The sequence below is a fragment of the Candidatus Nitrosopumilus sp. genome (assembly GCF_965223225.1).
GTDB lineage: Archaea > Thermoproteota > Nitrososphaeria > Nitrososphaerales > Nitrosopumilaceae > Nitrosopumilus.
On the sequence record NZ_CBDCVU010000004.1, the window covers coordinates 1,769,193 to 1,786,715 of the forward strand.

The window sequence follows — 17,523 nt, forward strand, 5'->3', positions numbered from 1 at the left end:
TCATATGAGTACTGTTTCTGAACAAGCAATTGAGGATTCTCTCAAACAATGTATGGATCCAGAGGTTCCTCTTAATATTGTAGAAATGGGTTTGATTTATGGAATCGATGTTGCAGAAAATAATGATGTTAATATTAAAATGACAATGACTACTCAAGGTTGTCCATTACATGAAACCTTAGTTCAAGACGCAACCCGATACGTCAAGAAAGTTCCAGGAGTTAACAATGTCAATGTCGATATTGTCTGGGATCCACCTTGGTCAATGGATAAAATGTCTGAAGAGGCAAAAATCAAAATCAAAAATATGGGAGCTGGAACGAATACTCCTGCACCAATTAACTATGAAACTGCTCTTCCACAAGGTGTTGGAAAACTTGTTCAACAAGAAGATGGCTCAATGGTATTAGCAAATGAGCATGATCAAGGATTTATGGTAAATCAAGCAATTGTTGATTTTTGGAAATCTTGTAACGGACAACGCAAAGTTACCGAACTAGTAGAAATCTTTGCACAACAAACAGGACTTCAAAGAAATCAAGTGGAGAAGGAAGTAATGCAACTATTACAACAATTGCGTGATGGTGGACTAATTGCAATTGCAGGTCAACCTGACACACCAAATGTTGAATTTAAAAAATAATTTTTAATTATTTTTAAAAAACATAATTTGAATTTGCGCCATCGAAGTTTATTGTAACTCCTGATAGGTATTTTATCTCATTTTCAATTATTGATTTTATGAAATCTCCTATTTCTTGGGGTTCCCCTAATCTTTTCATAGGCAATGATTTTTTGAATTCTTCAACATCTTCTATCAATTCCTGTGTTCTGTCTGTATTGATAGGGCCAGGAGCAATATTGATACAGCTTATATTTTTCTGAGCATATTCTTTGCTTAAAATTTTGAATACTTCAGTAAATGCAGCACGATATGCAGATGAAATTATCAGCTTTGGATTTGGTTCTTTAATTACACTTGAGCTTATCAAAAAAATGTAACCTCCATCATTAATCTTCATTTTCTGTAAAATTAAACAAAATCCCAAAAACAATTGATTATGATACGAGTTCCAATCTTCTTCACTAATTTCTGGGAATAGTTTTGGAGCAGGCCCTCCTGTGTTTAACACTAAGATATCTGTTTGGCCGTATTTGTTCAAAAACTTTTTGACACTATCCAAATTTGAAGTATCTACATCTTTCTTAGAAGCTGCAAAAACGTCCATTTGAATAGATTTTAGTGAATTTGAAATTGCTTTTCCTATGCCACGTGAACCGCCAAGAATTATCGCTCTGGTCATAAAATGAAAGAAGTTCTGGAAGATTAAATTTCTTTAATTTCAGTTATTGTGGCTTGAACAGAATCCATTTTTATTATTGCTCTTTTCTCATTCCATTCTAAAGCAACATACCAATCTCCAGCATCATCATCATATTTTGTTTCTAATGTTTTGATCTCTTCTGGTTTTGTATTGTACTTTTTTACAATCCCTGAAATTGCAAGAGCAATTGCGTCTTTCTCCTTTTCAAGACGCCTTTTCATTAGTCCTATTCCTGGGCTCATACTATTCCTTAATGTCTCATCTAATATAGATAATGTCAAAATTACCTTTGTGTGTATTTTAGATCTGAAATTGTCACAATATTTCAAATATGCCTGATAACTAGACAATACAAATGAAGTTACTTCAAAAAATTTCAAACTCTTCTTTTGTTAAGCCTTATACTCTCATTTCTGTTGTATCTATTCTGGCAGTAATCGGGCCTGTTATTGTAGTCAGCGCTGGTTTTTGGGATGCTATATCGCATCTTCAAAAGGAGCCTGAATTCTTTTGGAGCTCTCCACACATTGTTGTTTATACTGGAGTTTCTATAACTTCGTGTGCTGCAATTCTAGGTACTGTTTTGTTGGCTAGAAAACTAATTAGGAAATCTTTCAAAACTGGAATAATTCTTGTTATTGTAGGTTCTGCCATTCAACTAATTTCAGGATTTGGTGATTCGATTTCTCATGAAATCTATGGTATTGACGGACTGATATCTTGGTCTCATCAGCCTCTTGAACTTGGACTTGTACTTGCGTCTCTTGGAGGCTTTATGATTCTAAAAAATAATGAAAATCCAAAACTGAAAATGTTTATTCCCTTTTCTGTTGTCACTTTCCTTTTTTTCACTACGTGGCTTTTGTTTAATTTGGTCCTAATCTTTGGACACACAATTCAGTGTATTCCAGTTTATGAAATCTTTTCATCAGGATGTGCGATATTATAATTTGCTAATTTGAAATATGACATTACCAATACTGTAATACATCCTATCATCACCAAAATCCCTGCTGGAATCATTTCTTGAGAGCTAGTATTGCCAAATTCAGTTTGTACTTCTATCATATTTTTAGAAATGTTTGTGACTTTCATGGTGTATGTTCCATCATCTGTAAAATCAAAATATCCTACTGACATTTTTGTCTGGATTTTTTCTTCCTGAATTACATTTCCCTGCGTGTTTAGTATCTGAATGAAAACTTGTTCTCCTAAAAATTCTGGCAAATAGATCTTGTAAAATCCAATTTCTTCACCTGAAAGTTTTATCTTTGATTCAACTGAATTTGATTGTTTTATTTGAAATACATCCTGAGTTTTTTCAGTTCCATTAAAAATAATTCCAATCCACATTATTCCTATTATGATTAATACCACTCCTAGTTTGAAAAGTGATAATTTCAATTCATCTACTATCCAAATACTGGATTAATAAGATAATCTGAAGGGCTCGGAGGGCTTCGATCCCTCGACCTGGCGGTTCGAAGCCGCCCGCACTATCCAGACTGTGCTACGAGTCCAAACAAGTAAGAATTTAACAGGCCTAAATATCTGTCTAGGTGCTTTGAAAGTCTCAAAAAAAGTTGCTGGGGTTGAATATGCCATTAGAGACATTGTTCTGGCAGCAAGGAAAGTTCAACAAAAAGGAATGCAGGTAGACTATCTAAATATCGGAGATCCTGTCCAATTTGGATTTCAACCTCCTGATAATGTTAAACAAGCCTTAATTGATGCAATAAACAGAGGGGATAATTTTTACTCTTCATCAGAAGGATTATTGGAATTAAGGCAAGAGATTGCCAAAAAAGAAAATGCAAAAGGCTTGTCAATTTCAGAAGAAAACATTTTGGTAACTAACGGTGTTTCTGAAGGCCTTGATATGGTAATCTCCTCTATTGTAGAAGATGGGGATGAAGTATTGTTGCCTGGACCGTATTATCCTCCTTATGCATCATATGTCAGATTACATGGAGGAATTCCAGTTGAGTTCCAAGTTGATCTGAATTACTCTACTCCGGATATAGAAGACATCAAATCAAAAATTACTTCACGTACTGTTGCGATTTGTTTGATTAGTCCAAATAATCCTACAGGTGTGGTATTCAACGAAAACTCTTTGAGAGAATTGGTTGATGTTGCTAACCAACACAATCTGTACATCATCTGTGATGAAATCTATGACCAGATCATTTTTGATGAAAAGTTTGTAGGAATTGGCAAGGTGGCTGGAGACTCTCCTGTTATTGTTCTTAATGGCTTTTCAAAAGTTCATCTAATGTCTGGTTGGAGAATTGGATATATTGCATTTAACAATTCTTCTAAACTTGATAATTTGCAAGAAAATCTGCCTAAACTAGCTCGAGTGCGTATAGCAACAAGTTTGCCTGTTCAACATGCTGCCCTTGAATCTCTTCGCGGTCCTCAAGACTATATAGGCAAATTTGTCTCAGAAATTAAAAAACATCGAGATCTTGTCGTAAAGCGTTTAAATGAAATGCCTGGAATTTCTTGCCCCAACCCCAAGGGAGCCTTTTACGCTTTTCCAAAAATTGAGACTCAACAATTTGGTAACGATAAAAATTTTGTAACAAAACTTTTAGAAACAAAAGGGGTATTGACTGTTCACGGTTCTGGATTTGGTGAAAAATATGGCAGTGGACATTTTAGACTTGTCTATCTTCCAGATATGCAAATTTTAGAATCTGCAATGAATAAAATTGAAGACTTTGTATCTCAATAACTCCACTGTGAAGACTTTGCCGGAATTATTTCAATAACGCAATCAGTATCGTCAAGTAACTCTTTTGCAGAACTATTTTTTAATGTCTTAAAATACCTCAACAATATTTTTTTTGCAATTGTTTTAACTTTGTCTGTATCAAAGATCAGATTTGCTGTTCCTTGTCCCATGACACCAAATATTTTTGGCGAATTAATTCCAACATCTACACAGAAGGATATTCTGTTATTTCTCTTGAGATTTTTTACTTTGTTGGTGGTACTGTTTGTTCCAATGTATATTTTTCCTCTACTGTACATATACCAAACAGGAACAATGTGCGGAGTTTTGTTTTTGTCAATAGTGGCAATCCTTATGATTTTTTGTGTTTTTAAAAATTCATCTTTTTTGTTCATGTTTTCTAAATCCTAGTAGTACCATTATCAAGCCAAACGTTAGCATTGCAAATGAAACCTTTTCATTTGTGATTTCATCATTAAACAAAAAGTCTGAAACAAATTCTGGTCCCCATATTAGTAATTGTCTGATTAGAACGATAGCCGCACTTACACAAAAAAGCACGCCCATGGCCGTATACCAATTTCGACCTCTCCTTTGGTACTCGTGACTCATGACAAATGAATGACTTAGATAATTTTTATTCCTGGATTTTTTATCCTGTTTTTAATCATTGCATTTAGTAAAAGAGGTGTACACATCTCTGCAAGATAAGAGAGCTCACCAGAACCAAGATAGATTGGTCTTAGTCCTTTTATTTCGTTAATCAATCCATTTACAACTTCAACTGAATCCTTGTCGTCTCCACAGACAAAAATATCATAATCAAGTTCTAATGTTGGGTTAATCAGTTTCTTTTCTGAAATTACATGAAATGCAGACACCAGTTTGGACTTGTCGTTCATATGTTTTGAAACCAATTGGTATGAAAATGGTTTGTTTTCTTTAATGGGAATAAACTCAAAACCAACATCTGTCTTTGTCATTGGTACAATTGGCGATACAACTATGCAACCATCTTTAATCTCAGATAACAGTCCTGAACACACCGTGTCAATATTGGTGTAAGGAATTGATAAAATCAATACGTCGCTGTCTTTTGCAACTGAAAGATTGTCACTTCCAGAAATTGTACCGTTAATATTTCCAAATGCTTCTTTTGCAAGATTTGTATACTCTGTTGCTGATTCAGCTGCCCTAGCTGCATCTCTTGATCCAACAATTACATCATGTTTTTGTGACCATCTCAAGGCAAAACCTTTGCCCATTCCACCTGTTCCACCAATTATTCCAATTTTCATAATTTCTATCTGATAATGTTATTATTATCTCTATTTGAAGCTCGATCAAGTTGGGACAAGTAATTTTTCTAAGACACGGTCAAGCAAAAAATAATACTGAACGAATTTTGGCTGGAAGAACCGAAGGCATACCTCTAACTGAAAGAGGAGTACAGCAGGCTGAACACACTGCACAATTACTAGAACATATGAATATCTCTGCAATCTATTCCAGTCCTATTCAACGGGCAAAGCACACTGCTGAGATCGTTGGTAATCATAACTCTATTGATGTGCAAATTGATGATCGTTTAATCGAACTTGATATGGGAAAATTTACAGGAATGCCTTATGATGAAATCTTTAACAGTCATGGCAATGTATTTATGAAATTCTATAATGGTGAGCTCGAGATCGCTCATAACGGCGTGGAAACTTTTTCTGAAGTAAAAAAAAGAGTAAATAGCATAGTTGAGCACGTTCTTGAAAAACATCCAAACGAAAACGTTGTCCTAGTAACACATATGGATCCGATCAAAGCAATGCTCTCATCAATTTTTGAATTAACTCCTACTGCTCTTTTTGAACTAATAATTGCCAATGCTTCTCTTAACATATTTCGAGAAAACGATCGCAAGTTCTCACTTTCTGGATTGAACGTAATGCATCCTTCTCGTTTCGATCAAACTTGGTAAGTAGTAATCTTGAAAACCCTTAAATAGAAATCAAAGGTCACGTCTGTCAATCGCTAATGAAGAATGTGGTCGGATTATTCTTAGTATTGGCAGTTTTGGTAGGAATTCCATCCTTGGAATTGGCTTTTGCCGCAGGTGACGAACCTGGAGAATATATGGACCGTAGAGTGCTTATTTGGAATTTATTCTTTAAAATGATGACTGTTGCTTTTGTAGTTGGTGCAGTAGTTTCTGGTACTATTATTTGGCAATGCTGGAGATTTAGAGAGTCTCATCCTAAAGCAAAGCCTACTGCATATGAGGGGACTGACTGGTAGAAATGGGTGATCATTCTAACTGGCCTGAATGGATCTATATCGGTGTTGTAGTGGCCTTGATGTGTTGGGTAGGTGCTGAAGCATGGGAAGTAGAAAGACTTGTAGAACATTATCCAGAAGATGCTGAAATAATCAAGGTTGTGGGCCAACAATGGTTCTGGACTTTTGAGCATGAAGATGGAACCAAAGAAATTGGAGAATTACACGTTGAAGCTGGAAAGGCATACAAATTTGAAATACATTCAAAAGATGTGAATCATTCATTTAACATTCATGACTATGTGGTATTAATGGATGCAATACCCGGCAGAGTCAATACTGTGTGGTTTGCCCCTGATGCACCTGGAGTTCATGATATTCAATGCAGAGAGTATTGTGGATTAATTCACTATAATATGCGTGGAACATTGTATGTGGAGGAACCTTCAACTTGATAACGCTTTTATCCCAAGTTTCAAATGGCTCAATGGAGGAGATTAACTAATGGTCCTAGAATTACAAAAACCACGCCCAATTTGGCAAATTATGTTCTCAACTCATCACACTGATGTAGGCTTACTTTATCTGATAATGTCTCTTGGATTTATGTTCCTTGGTGGTGCATTAGCACTAGCAATTAGAGCAGAATTGTTCTTGCCAGGAGCACAAATTATTGGAGATGCCATGACATTCAACAGAATATTTACCGTTCACGGTACAACTTTGATTTTCTTGTTTATCATCCCATTTGCATCTGCAGTTGGTAACTACTTTGTTCCAATAATGGTTAGATACAAAGACATGGCTTATCCAAAACTAAATGCCATTGCATTTTGGATGATTCCACCTGGTGGAGCACTCATCTGGTTAGGCTTTGCAGATTTCAGTTGGTATGCTAATCCTCCTTATTCTATTATCAGTGCACCTGGTCCAGCAGCTGATATGTGGATTTTTGGACTGAAAATATTGGGTATTTCCTCGGTACTTGGTGCAATTAATTTCATTGTCACTATTCTCAAATGTAAACATCCAGACATGTCAATTGGACAAGTTCCGCTACTTGCATGGTCCTTCTTGTCTTCATCATTAATTATCTTAGTTGCAATTCCAACATTTGCAGCAGCACTGCTCATGCTTCTTACTGATAGACTTGGTGTAACTGGATTCTTTAATCCTGCTATGGGAGGAGATCCTATTGCATATGCACACTTGTTCTGGTTTACTTTCCATCCTGAAGTGTATGTATTAGTAATTCCTGCAATTGGAATGATGTATGAAATTATACCTAGATTCTCTAGAAAACCAATCTATAGCTATAACTCTGGAATCTTTGCATTTGTCCTGTTATCCATTGTAGGTTTCTCATCTTGGGCTCATCACATGTATGCTACAGGAATGTCATTTACAGAAAAAACAGTCTTCATGATTGGTACACTTGCTGCTGTCCCAGCATCTGCAATGCACGTCTTTAACTTCATTGCTACAATGTGGAATGGTAGAATAAAGTTCTCAACCCCAATGATGTGGGCTGTAGGTGGTATTGCACTATTCTTCTCTGCAGGAGCAGGTGGTGTAGCAAACGCTGCCATGCCATTAGACTTCACAACTCACGATTCGTACTGGGTAGTTGGACACTTCCATCTGTTTGTCATGGGTACCATTCTATTTGGCTCAGTGGGATATCTCTACTACATGTTCCCATATGTTACCGGCAGAATGTACAATGAAACAATGGGTAAAATTCACTTTATACTATCATTTGTAGGAACTGTATTGGTATTCTTTACGCAACACATACTTGGTCTGTATGGAATGCCAAGAAGAATCTTTGACTATCCTCCAATCCCTGAATGGATTGCAATGAACCAAATAGCTTCAGTTGGTGCCATGATAATTGGTGTAAGTATGGTCATATTCTTATGGAACATGATTTACAGTTCAGGTAAAGGCGAACTTGCAAACACAGACGATCCATTTGGCGTTGGTGGCAAGTATTACTATCCATTTGAGGCAAAGAACCCATCACATTAGGAGATAAATGAAATGACTCATGATATAGACCCACAAACAATTTACAGAACAACTCCAGCCAGAACTGGAAAAATGATGGCAATCATGTTGGGCATTTGTATTGTTGGTGGAGCAATATTCTTCTCAATGTGGGATTATTGGATTTCAGAACCTGCTCCTGTTGTGGCAATGATGGCAGGAGATGTAGATCATGCCGCCCCTGCAGCAGCAACTGGAATAACAATTACATCTAATCTATCTTTTGTTGAATCATCGGACTTTAGAACATTGGGATTTAATGGCTTACCTGGTGAAGATGGGGCCAACCCAACTTACAACATTAGCGTAGGTGATAAGATTGAGTTTAATGTAGTTAATGATGGGGTATCATTCCATGCATTTGGTGTCACAAAAGATACTGAAGGCTTTGGAGGAATTATTCCAGGATCTGAAATAGCTAGCCCATCAAATCCAATGAAAGCTGGTGAAAGTGGGTCTTCTGAATTTATTGCTGGTGAAGAAGGAACTTATTATTACATCTGTACTGTACCTGGTCATAGAGAACAGGGAATGGTTGGTGAAATCATTGTTGGTCCAGCTCAAGGTGGTTCATCTGGTGGTGAGGCTGCAGGTCCAACTGGAGTTTCTCATGACTTTACTTTAGACTTTGTAGAATCTGATGATTTCAGAACCTTGGCATTTAATGCATTACCTGGTGAAGACGGCAATAATCCAGAGATTCGTGTTAATTCTGGAGATGAAGTAACCGTTACTTCAGCTAATTTAGGTAACTCATTCCATGCATTTGGAGTTGTTGCAAATCCTGATGACTTTAACAATGTCATATGGGGTTCAGAAATTGGATCTATGAGTAATCCATTAAAGCCAGGTGAGTCTGGTAGTGTTACATTCATGGCAGGTGCTCCTGGAACTTATTATTACATCTGTACTGTACCTGGACACGCAATGCAAGGTATGCAGGGCACTTTCGTAGTAGAGTAATTTTGGCAATTCAGTACCTGGCCCTAGCAACAATGATAGTGCTTTATTCATTGATGTTCTTGGGAGGATATATCTCTGCTGCTGGACTTGGGTTGACTTGTCCTGAATGGCCATTATGTCCAAATGGAGTCATGCCTTCAGAAGAATATCTAATTGAATGGATTCATAGGTTGGCAGCAGCTACAACTGGGGCTTTGGTAATTGCTACTATGGTTGCAAGTTTTCTCAACAAAAATGCTGATCTTAAAATCAAAGTTACAAGCACTCTTGCTACTGTATTTGTAATTACACAAATTACCTTAGGTGCACTAGTAATCGACACAATGTTACATGCAGTATTGGTAGCTATCCATTTAGGAATTGGAATATTGCTATTCTCAATGGTGCTGCTAACAACCCTATTTGCATTTAGGATCTCTAGAAATCCTATACCTGCTACTGCTTGAATCTTTTTAACAACTTTGGCAAGTAGATGTAAATCATCATTCCTGTAAAAAACAAAGCCCCAATAGCAATTGCAATTATGAAGACATATCCAAACGGGCTTTGTGTTCCCATGTTGAATTGATAAGTTAGAACTCCTGAAGTTCCTCCCATGTCATAAAGGTCGATCTTTACTATGTGGTTTCCAGAATTTTTCCAAACATAATCAAAGTCCCAATGCGAGCCCTCAATAGAAGTTGGAGGAATTGCATCTATTTGTTCATCTTGGTAGAAAACCCTAATTCCCATAGTAAAGCGATCAACTTCTTCATACTCAAAACCCTCAGTTACTCTTATCAAAAACTGTGAAGGTTCATCAATCTGAGGAAATTCTGGTGCCGTAGCAACCTGAACTCTGTATCCAGCATAAAATTTTTCAGCCGAATTAAACAGAGAATGTGCGTACACATCATCAAATATTGGAATGATTGAAAGGATCAAAAATAATATCAAAATTGTTGATCGCTGTTTGGCCATACGATCTATCTTGTAGGTCAGATGAATATATTGTAAATCATTTGGCCACGAAAATCTTCAAAACCTTTAAATCCTTATTGGCAAGACATTGAATCGTTGACCCTCGTAACAAAATCAATCGACATTAAGACACCAGTAGAGAATGTATTTACCTACTTTGCAAGACCAGAACATGTTTCTGATCAAATTAAATCTGATGCAGTAGGCATGACTGTCGTTCCTATGGATATCAAAGAAGGAATGGGTGTAGGTACAACTTTTCGAGTTATCGGTGACTTTAGCGGCAAACGTTTAGAGTGGGATTGTGAGACAACTGAATTCATCAGAAATGAAAAAATTTCTGCAATGCAAATTGAAGGTCCATTCAAGAAGTGGCAAATTACTAATGAATTCAAGGCTCTAGGTAACAACCTTACAAGAGTGACAATGTCTGTAGATTATGAAATGCCATTTGGTCCACTAGGAGCAATTATGGATAAAGCAAAGTTTGCAAAATCTGCTGAAAAAGGCATGGAGACTGCACTTTACAACGTTAGAGGATTGCTAGAAGGAAATGGTTCAATTCCAGTGTACATTACACTTGATGCATACCAAAAACTCTTGGCCGAAAAGAAAAAGATGAATGATGTTCCTGTTTCAACTGCACTTACTGCTATACTAGAAAAATACAGTGAGATTGAAGCTAAAGCACACAACTAAGTTTTTCCTTATTTTCCAATCTTAAGATTAATAACAACTCTGGGCATGTTTTGTTTTAGTGGGGTCTATGGCGCAGCCAGGTAGCGCACAGGACTCTTAATCCTGCTGTCGAGGGTTCGAATCCCTCTAGACCCGCTTTTTCTGATTTCTAAATTTACGATTATAAAATTGGCATTTTAATTTAGACGATTTCATGGTCTCTTCAAATATACAAATTGAGTTTACGTATTTTTGACAGACACAAATCTTCTAATTTACAAATTACAAAAATCAATTTGAAATTGACTTGATTGCATTATCTTTATTTTATACAAATTAAATTAATCTCTGATGTTTTTGTAAAGTTAATTTTCAACTTTTACTTTTGTTAACATTGTTAACTTTATTATCATAAACCTTATGTAAAATATTTTTCTACTTTTATCATGAATCAAGAAACTTTACTAAATTCAAAAACTAAATTTGAAAATCATTATTCTGAAAATGAATCCGTTTTTTCAGACAAAATTCCACCTACAAAAATCATCACGGCAGTTAGCAAACCTAAATCTTTCTGTATAGGAATGGTGGATATAGTTGATTCAACCAAAACAGTTGATCAACTTAGCTCAGATGAAGTCCCAAAATATTATGAGATATTTCTAAATAATATGGCAAAAGTAGTATACTCGAATAATGGGGACATTCTAAAAATAATGGGTGATAGCCTTTTGTTCTACTTTCGAGATACGTGTAATCCTGAAAATACTAGATTCTTAGATGCCATGGAATGTGGTTTCTCAATGATAAATATGCACGATAAACTTAACAACATACTTGAAAGATATATGCTTCCTCTAATTGATTTTAGAATCAGTTTTGACTATGGAAATGTAACCGTAATGAAAACAAAAAATGGTCTCATTGATCTTGTTGGACCAACAATAAACACTTGTGCAAAAATCAATACTCTAGCCGCTAGAAATAACATGGTAATTGGAAGAACTGTTTATGAAAGAATCAAAACCTTTGACCAATTTATCTTCAAACGCATAGGTGATTTTGAAGTACGCTCTACTCACTCATACCCTATCTATGTGATTTCAAGAAAGTGGACTAATTAATGAATAGATCCAAAAATTTACATCTTTCTTAAAAGAGTGAATCTACTTTTATCTGGATCTATATCCTCGTGCATATCTACATTACTTACTATCCTGACTTTGTAATCCATCCATCTCTTGTACATGTTGCGGAATTTATGACTCTTGTCTATCTCTTCTTCAATTTCTGAAAATTTTTCGCAATTCATTATGTATTTTCCAGCTACTCTATACATTTCTGAGATTCCTTTCTCCAATTCATCATCTTCTAAATAATTCAATAATTGATGTGTAAAAACAAAGTCTATTGACGAGTCCTCAAAAGGTAATTTTGTAATTGTTTCTTTGCTGAAATTAGCATTTGGCATTTTTTCTTTTGCAATTTTCAAAGCATTCTCATTTAGGTCAACCCCATTTATCGTAAAAGTGTCTGGAAACAGTCTCAAATCTATGCCAGTTCCACACCCGATCTCTAATACACTTGAACAACGCAATGAAATAGCTAAATCTCTGATAAATTTTGCAAATTCTTCATTGTATCTTGATTCATTTTTACTTGTATATTCATTCCAAAACTCTTCATTATACTGCATAATTCTAATTTTTACAAGCTGTATTTGTTGGTAATCGTCTAGTGCTGGCACTTGCATGGGATCATTTTTGTATCAAATGTACAATCATGTGGACCATCTGATCTTCCCTGTGTGGGTATTTCTTTCATGCAGTCGTCATGTCTTCCTTTCCTACAGAACCAGCAGATCTCTTCGGTCTTACCAGGCGTACATCCATCCATGATTTTCATTTAGGCGTATGGGTAAAAAACTTCTTCTCTATAATCTCAAACAAATGTCAGCCATGGCAAAAATCTCTCGTCTTTTCCCATTGCTGCATCCGAAAATGATTTTTGTAATGCTTTGGTAACCTGTCCCATCTTTCCATTGCCAATCTTGACCTTATCTATCTGCGTTACAGATTTTACCTCTGCGGCAGTCCCAGTCATGAATATCTCATCAGCTGAATAAAGATCGTCTCTTTCCAGATCCCGCTCTATAACAAATCCGCTGTTCTCTTCAATAATCTGAATCACACTGTCTCTTGTTATTCCTTCTAATCCTCCGGCAGATAGTGGTGGTGTTTGAACAACATCGTCTTTTACAATGAAAATATTTTCAGCGCTTCCTTCTGCTACCTTTCCATTTGAGTTTAGCATTATTGCCTCATCATATCCATTTTCTAAAGCCTCTACTCTAGCAAGTGCGGCATTTGCATAGTTTGATGCAGCTTTTGCTTGCGTGGGTTGACATCTAGAATCAATCTTTGTCCAGCTTGATACCTTACATTTTGCTCCTGAAAATTTTCCGGCCTTTGACTCACCCATCTTCCATTCCCAACATGCAATTGAAACATCGACTTTATTCGTTGTAGGAGTCAACCCCATTGTTCCATAACCATAGTATGCTAGTGGTCTAATGTAGCATTCTTTGAGCCCGCTGGATTTTACAGTTTTTAGTATTCCTTCTGAAATCTCTTTTTTCGAGAACTGCATTTTCATTGAATAGAGTTTTGCAGACTTGAAGAATCTGTCAACATGTTCTTGGAGTCTAAATACTGCAGAACCATTTAGTGTGTTGTAGCATCTGATTCCCTCGAAAATTGAAGTTGAATAATGTAATGCATGAGTAAGTACGTGAACTTTGGCATCTTTGAATGGGACCAACTTTCCATTCATCCAGATCTTGCCAACTTCTTTCATAGGAGAGGGAAAAAAACCTGCTAATTTAAATAATTATTTTTATTGATTTTCTGGACTTGTAAGGTACAAATTTGGTTATATCCAAAATAAAGTATGGAATGGGGTTTAGCATTTGCAGGAATAGCTTGTCTTGTCGTTGGTCTTATAGGACAAGGGTTTGAAATGAGAAAAATCCGACTTGCAACCTATGGCAATGACAATTTAGCCTCACCAAATATCTTTGTTGATAAAAGAAACTTCAAGTGGTATGCCCTAATTGGGATTGGAATAATCTTATTTTACGCAGCTGAGAATATGTAAAGTGATCTATATAGATCAGCTCTAAATACTAGAGATGGTAACATATGGTATCGCGTGTTTTGGGTAACGCCGGACTAACTCTAGATAATGGTCCAAGAACAAACCCATGATGGCGCTACTGGTGAAAACCTGTAACGCCACACTTTTACTAAATAAAATTAATGTTTGAGATTTCGTGATGTATTGCTTTGATTGCCTTTCTAATGTTGCCTTCTGAATCTTCTATTACGATTATTATTCTTGAAGTTTCTTCTTGAGCATCCATGTTTAGTATGTTTAATCCAGACTCTCCTATTTTTGCACTGGTTCGTGATGCGACCTGCTGAACTCTCCACATCTCATCTCCGATTAGTGTTATTACTCCTCTGTTGTATGTGATCGTTGCAAGAGAGTCAAAACCCATGAGATATTTTTCGTTTCGTTTTACATAATCTCCATCCAAAAACAAAATTCTGGAAAATTCAATTCCATCTTTTGTGAATGGTGATAATATTACGTATTCACTGTAGCGCTTGTCTTTTTCTAGGGATGTCAAGAGTTTTTGAATGGAGCTTGTTTCAATTCTAAATATACAGCAATTTTCTTTTCCAGTGACTAATTTTATTGGATGACCTTCTTGGTTATCTAATGATCTTTTTATTGTAGTTATCTCAGATGGATTTTTCATGTTAGTCACAGTTATCGGCATATCTACTCCGTTTTCTACTATCTCTTTTATTGCAATTGGATCCAAAATTTTCATTCCAAACATTCCTGCAAGTCTTGCTTCATTGTAAGATAATTGCTTGACCTCTCGCAATTCTTCTTCTACGGTTTTTGGATCTGCAGAAACTACTGCACTATCTTTTTCAAAATCTATGCTGGTCTCATATTTTTTATTAAACAAAATTCCAAGATCAGCTGCTGTTCTATCTGATCCCCCTCGTTCATATGTTGTAGTGATATTATCTACTGTCTTTCCAATAAATCCGCCGATGGAGACAACTTCATTTTGTGCAACCAATTCTTCGATTTTACCCATTTTTCCCCGTGATTCTGATGGAAGAAAGTTTGTTGATTCTATGTTGCTATCTGTTATGATTGGCCAATCATCATATTCTACAGAATCTGCATTGATGTGATTACTTTTCAAAATATACTTCATTACATGTGACATCAAAATTTCTCCTGTGAATGCCAGTGCCTTAGAACGAGTCTCATCTGCAAATTCTTGTTTTTCAAGGGCATGGTCAAGAGATTGTTGGGCCTTTTCTAGATTGATGTCTATTATTTTTCTACAATCTGATTCGTTCTCAGAATCTAGCAATTTTACTATCTGATTATATGTTGACCTTACCGTCTCCAGAGTTGGAGCGATGCCTTTTTCTGCATTTCTGCCCTGCTCTAAGATAACATCTGTCAAAGATCTCTTTTTGCCATCATTATCAATTGTCAGCGGTGCTGAAAAAACGGCAATTACCTTTGAATTCTGCTTTAAATCTGCAATACGTTGAATAATTTGTGGAATTCCCTCTCCGTTTGGGCCTATTGCACTACCTCCAAATTTTGCTACAACTAGTTTGGTCATTGGTATTTTACCAAAGTTTTACGGCCATCTATTAAGCATTTGATTGTATTTCTGCTATTTTTTTTAAAATAATGGAAGATGCTTTTTTTGCTCCATCAGTATTCACTTGTTTTCGCTTTTCTTCCAGTTTTTCTAATATCAAAGACTCCAACCTGTAGATATCTTCAAAAACAAATCCTTCATTTTCTGCATTGTCTTCTTGCTCAAAATGATCCTTTATTGGAATGAATATTCCAGGTGTTCCATACGCCCTTGCTTCATCAATAGTAGACTTGCCTGCAAGTGAAATCAAGAGATCTGCTGCAAAAATAACTTCATGTAGATTCTCCACAAAACCCAAATTTCTTGCTCCTTGAAAATCTCTCTTTATGGAAGGACCCGAGACCAGTACTATCTCTAAATCTTGATTGATCTTTGATAATGACTCTAGTGCTTTATCAATTAGAAATATTCCCGCTTCGGTACCTCCAATTGAAATTACAACAGTTTTTCTTTTAAAGCCAAATTTTTCTCTTAATTGATCCCTTGAAAATTTAGTTTGTCTTACAATTGGTCCTACTCTTCTTATGTTGTCTTGATCTTTTCCATCTTCGGGAATAATTACTGTATTGCAATTTTTTATGATCTCCTGCATTGACTTGTTCATTTTTCTCTCAATTAGTGATGCAAGTCCTTTAGTGAACCTTGTTTCCAAAATATCAGTTACAAGTATTGTGGGAATTTTTTTGCTCTGAGCAACTGTTAGCGATGCAAAGTCTTCATCACTGATTACTAGACTGGGATTATCCTCTTGAATAATTCTCTCTGAAATATTCTTGCAATCCTTGTAGTATTGGTAGTATTGCCAAAGCCACTTTGCTGAACTTTTGAGCTTTCCTTTTTCAACATTAAATGAGGGTGGGTGATATTCATTTTGTACCTTCAAGCCTATATTTTCCAGCAGTTTTGCTGCCCCACTGCCTGTGATGAAATTAGTCGAAACATTTCCAAAATTATTTGCAATTGCGATGTCTCTAGTTATGTGGCCTAGTCCAATTGGGCTTGCAAAAAAATCTACATTCACGAATTTATATGATTTTCATGTTAGATTTGTAGATTTTCCAGTCTCAAAGTTTAAATGGATTTCAACAAGGTAGGTTTCTGGGCTCATAGTCCAGATCGGTTATGACGTCGCCCTTACACGGCGAAGATCCGGGGTTCAAATCCCCGTGGGCCCATTTGGACTTGAACCTTCATTGATTCAAGTCCTTTTTAGAATATTTCACAGTTCATATTGATACAGATTATTGTGTTTTCATGAATTTATTCAAAAAAAAGCCTGAAACACCTGGTCTAGTTTGTAGAATATGTGAAATGAAATTCACTGATCCTGATAGAACAATGAGACACATGGTTAAAGCACATTCAAAACCACAAAAAACTAAGAAATAGAATCTTTGTTCCTAAAAACGATTCAAATTTTTAAGGGCTCATATTCTTTGAGAGATCTTTCTCCCCTCCTTTCATTTCGTTTCATTTTCACGTTAAGACAGTGTCTATGAACTAAAAATATGATTCTCTATAGTTTAGGTAGATTTCCAGTTTTGTCTAAATTTGATTTACAAACTTTGCAATATAATCTAATTTCAGTTGAAGGGAATTCTGTGCCACAATTCTTACAAATGTAAAATTCTTTTTTACTCATAACCTTGATCAAGCATTCTTGAGTTAAGTATGTGTTGATAGGATTTATGGAACACTAGTCTTATGAATACAAATCTCATTTTTGAAAATTAAATCTTAAGAGAATAGTCCGTGTGTTTATCTTTGGAATTATA

The 17,523-nt window shown here is 35.8% G+C and carries 24 protein-coding genes and 3 tRNA genes; 15 read left to right on the forward strand and 12 right to left on the reverse strand.

The features are described from left to right. Positions 1 to 4 precede the first annotated feature (4 nt). Positions 5 to 643, forward strand: a complete 639-nt coding sequence (locus ACOQN3_RS11135; protein ID WP_420546512.1) for a PqqD family peptide modification chaperone — start codon at positions 5 to 7, stop codon at positions 641 to 643. Positions 644 to 656: 13 nt separating this feature from the next. Here ACOQN3_RS11135 and ACOQN3_RS11140 read toward each other — a convergent pair whose 3' ends face one another. Then, entirely contained in the window at positions 657 to 1,304 is a 648-nt protein-coding gene (locus ACOQN3_RS11140) for an SDR family NAD(P)-dependent oxidoreductase (protein ID WP_420546513.1), read from the reverse strand. 23 nt (positions 1,305 to 1,327) lie between these two features. After that, complete coding sequence (locus tag ACOQN3_RS11145; protein WP_420546514.1) at positions 1,328 to 1,567, reverse strand: hypothetical protein; 240 nt, start codon at positions 1,565 to 1,567, stop codon at positions 1,328 to 1,330. A gap of 113 nt (positions 1,568 to 1,680) precedes the next feature. Between ACOQN3_RS11145 and ACOQN3_RS11150 the strand changes: the two genes are divergently transcribed. Then, positions 1,681 to 2,274, forward strand: coding sequence for a hypothetical protein (locus ACOQN3_RS11150; protein ID WP_420546515.1), 594 nt, complete (start codon positions 1,681 to 1,683; stop codon positions 2,272 to 2,274). On the opposite strand, the gene ACOQN3_RS11155 is transcribed toward ACOQN3_RS11150, so the two are convergent. Both ACOQN3_RS11155 and ACOQN3_RS11160 read right to left on the reverse strand, forming a co-directional pair. Continuing rightward, positions 2,238 to 2,729 carry a hypothetical protein gene (locus tag ACOQN3_RS11155; protein ID WP_420546516.1) on the reverse strand — a complete coding sequence of 164 codons (492 nt, stop codon included), beginning with the start codon at positions 2,727 to 2,729 and terminating at the stop codon, positions 2,238 to 2,240. The two genes, ACOQN3_RS11150 and ACOQN3_RS11155, sit on opposite strands and share 37 nt — an antisense overlap. A gap of 41 nt (positions 2,730 to 2,770) precedes the next feature. After that, positions 2,771 to 2,845: transfer RNA gene (locus ACOQN3_RS11160), tRNA-Arg, on the reverse strand. A 44-nt stretch (positions 2,846 to 2,889) separates the two neighbouring features. On the opposite strand from ACOQN3_RS11160, the gene ACOQN3_RS11165 reads away from it, so the two are divergent. Continuing rightward, positions 2,890 to 4,065, forward strand: coding sequence for an aminotransferase class I/II-fold pyridoxal phosphate-dependent enzyme (locus ACOQN3_RS11165; RefSeq protein WP_420546517.1), 1,176 nt, complete (start codon positions 2,890 to 2,892; stop codon positions 4,063 to 4,065). Here the strand turns inward: ACOQN3_RS11165 and ACOQN3_RS11170 are convergent. From ACOQN3_RS11170 to npdG, 3 genes are read right to left on the reverse strand one after another with little or no spacing between them, the layout of a single operon-like run. Beyond that, on the reverse strand, positions 4,059 to 4,460 hold the full coding sequence (locus ACOQN3_RS11170; protein WP_420546518.1) for a pyridoxamine 5'-phosphate oxidase family protein: 402 nt from the start codon (positions 4,458 to 4,460) through the stop codon (positions 4,059 to 4,061). The two genes, ACOQN3_RS11165 and ACOQN3_RS11170, sit on opposite strands and share 7 nt — an antisense overlap. Continuing rightward, positions 4,444 to 4,677 (reverse strand): hypothetical protein, encoded by a 234-nt coding sequence (locus ACOQN3_RS11175; protein ID WP_420546519.1) that lies wholly within the window; start codon positions 4,675 to 4,677, stop codon positions 4,444 to 4,446. Before ACOQN3_RS11175 ends, ACOQN3_RS11170 begins: the two co-directional genes overlap by 17 nt. Positions 4,678 to 4,691: 14 nt before the next feature. Next, entirely contained in the window at positions 4,692 to 5,363 is a 672-nt protein-coding gene (gene npdG, locus ACOQN3_RS11180; RefSeq protein WP_420546520.1) for an NADPH-dependent F420 reductase, read from the reverse strand. A 50-nt stretch (positions 5,364 to 5,413) separates the two neighbouring features. On the opposite strand from npdG, the gene ACOQN3_RS11185 reads away from it, so the two are divergent. From ACOQN3_RS11185 to ACOQN3_RS11210, 6 genes are read left to right on the forward strand one after another with little or no spacing between them, the layout of a single operon-like run. After that, complete coding sequence (locus ACOQN3_RS11185) at positions 5,414 to 6,037, forward strand: histidine phosphatase family protein (RefSeq protein WP_420546521.1); 624 nt, start codon at positions 5,414 to 5,416, stop codon at positions 6,035 to 6,037. Positions 6,038 to 6,093: 56 nt separating this feature from the next. Further along, on the forward strand, positions 6,094 to 6,354 hold the full coding sequence (locus ACOQN3_RS11190) for a heme transporter CcmC (RefSeq protein WP_420546522.1): 261 nt from the start codon (positions 6,094 to 6,096) through the stop codon (positions 6,352 to 6,354). A gap of 2 nt (positions 6,355 to 6,356) precedes the next feature. Then, entirely contained in the window at positions 6,357 to 6,788 is a 432-nt protein-coding gene (locus ACOQN3_RS11195) for a hypothetical protein (protein WP_420546523.1), read from the forward strand. A gap of 49 nt (positions 6,789 to 6,837) precedes the next feature. After that, a complete protein-coding gene (locus ACOQN3_RS11200; protein ID WP_420546524.1) occupies positions 6,838 to 8,364 on the forward strand; it encodes a cytochrome c oxidase subunit I in 1,527 nt (508 codons plus the stop codon). A gap of 12 nt (positions 8,365 to 8,376) precedes the next feature. Further along, positions 8,377 to 9,345, forward strand: coding sequence for a plastocyanin/azurin family copper-binding protein (locus tag ACOQN3_RS11205; protein WP_420546525.1), 969 nt, complete (start codon positions 8,377 to 8,379; stop codon positions 9,343 to 9,345). Positions 9,346 to 9,347: 2 nt separating this feature from the next. Next, entirely contained in the window at positions 9,348 to 9,791 is a 444-nt protein-coding gene (locus ACOQN3_RS11210) for a COX15/CtaA family protein (protein ID WP_420546526.1), read from the forward strand. On the opposite strand, the gene ACOQN3_RS11215 is transcribed toward ACOQN3_RS11210, so the two are convergent. Continuing rightward, on the reverse strand, positions 9,781 to 10,305 hold the full coding sequence (locus tag ACOQN3_RS11215) for a hypothetical protein (protein WP_420546527.1): 525 nt from the start codon (positions 10,303 to 10,305) through the stop codon (positions 9,781 to 9,783). The two genes, ACOQN3_RS11210 and ACOQN3_RS11215, sit on opposite strands and share 11 nt — an antisense overlap. A 96-nt stretch (positions 10,306 to 10,401) precedes the next feature. On the opposite strand from ACOQN3_RS11215, the gene ACOQN3_RS11220 reads away from it, so the two are divergent. The 3 genes from ACOQN3_RS11220 (at position 10,402) to ACOQN3_RS11230 (ending at position 12,107) form a co-directional block, all read left to right on the forward strand. Then, positions 10,402 to 11,004 (forward strand): SRPBCC family protein, encoded by a 603-nt coding sequence (locus tag ACOQN3_RS11220; protein ID WP_420546528.1) that lies wholly within the window; start codon positions 10,402 to 10,404, stop codon positions 11,002 to 11,004. Positions 11,005 to 11,065: 61 nt separating this feature from the next. Next, positions 11,066 to 11,139: transfer RNA gene (locus ACOQN3_RS11225), tRNA-Lys, on the forward strand. 290 nt (positions 11,140 to 11,429) lie between these two features. Continuing rightward, a complete protein-coding gene (locus ACOQN3_RS11230) occupies positions 11,430 to 12,107 on the forward strand; it encodes an adenylate/guanylate cyclase domain-containing protein (protein ID WP_420546529.1) in 678 nt (225 codons plus the stop codon). 17 nt (positions 12,108 to 12,124) lie between these two features. Here the strand turns inward: ACOQN3_RS11230 and ACOQN3_RS11235 are convergent, their stop codons facing one another. Beyond that, complete coding sequence (locus ACOQN3_RS11235; protein WP_420546645.1) at positions 12,125 to 12,679, reverse strand: class I SAM-dependent methyltransferase; 555 nt, start codon at positions 12,677 to 12,679, stop codon at positions 12,125 to 12,127. Between the two features lie 245 nt (positions 12,680 to 12,924). Next, positions 12,925 to 13,839: a branched-chain amino acid transaminase gene (locus ACOQN3_RS11240; RefSeq protein WP_420546530.1), complete on the reverse strand. Its 915-nt coding sequence runs from the start codon at positions 13,837 to 13,839 to the stop codon at positions 12,925 to 12,927. 93 nt (positions 13,840 to 13,932) lie between these two features. Here ACOQN3_RS11240 and ACOQN3_RS11245 point away from each other — a divergent pair, with 93 nt between their 5' ends. After that, on the forward strand, positions 13,933 to 14,139 hold the full coding sequence (locus tag ACOQN3_RS11245) for a hypothetical protein (protein WP_420546531.1): 207 nt from the start codon (positions 13,933 to 13,935) through the stop codon (positions 14,137 to 14,139). 148 nt (positions 14,140 to 14,287) lie between these two features. Here the strand turns inward: ACOQN3_RS11245 and ACOQN3_RS11250 are convergent, their stop codons facing one another. Together ACOQN3_RS11250 and ACOQN3_RS11255 are read right to left on the reverse strand one after the other, a co-directional pair. Beyond that, positions 14,288 to 15,706: an aspartate kinase gene (locus ACOQN3_RS11250; RefSeq protein ID WP_420546532.1), complete on the reverse strand. Its 1,419-nt coding sequence runs from the start codon at positions 15,704 to 15,706 to the stop codon at positions 14,288 to 14,290. 31 nt (positions 15,707 to 15,737) lie between these two features. Further along, a complete protein-coding gene (locus ACOQN3_RS11255; RefSeq protein ID WP_420546533.1) occupies positions 15,738 to 16,769 on the reverse strand; it encodes a glycosyltransferase in 1,032 nt (343 codons plus the stop codon). A 79-nt stretch (positions 16,770 to 16,848) separates the two neighbouring features. Between ACOQN3_RS11255 and ACOQN3_RS11260 the strand changes: the two genes are divergently transcribed. Both ACOQN3_RS11260 and ACOQN3_RS11265 read left to right on the forward strand, forming a co-directional pair. Then, positions 16,849 to 16,923: transfer RNA gene (locus ACOQN3_RS11260), tRNA-Val, on the forward strand. A gap of 79 nt (positions 16,924 to 17,002) precedes the next feature. Beyond that, positions 17,003 to 17,137, forward strand: coding sequence for a hypothetical protein (locus ACOQN3_RS11265; protein WP_420546534.1), 135 nt, complete (start codon positions 17,003 to 17,005; stop codon positions 17,135 to 17,137). The last annotated feature ends 386 nt before the right edge of the window (positions 17,138 to 17,523 follow it).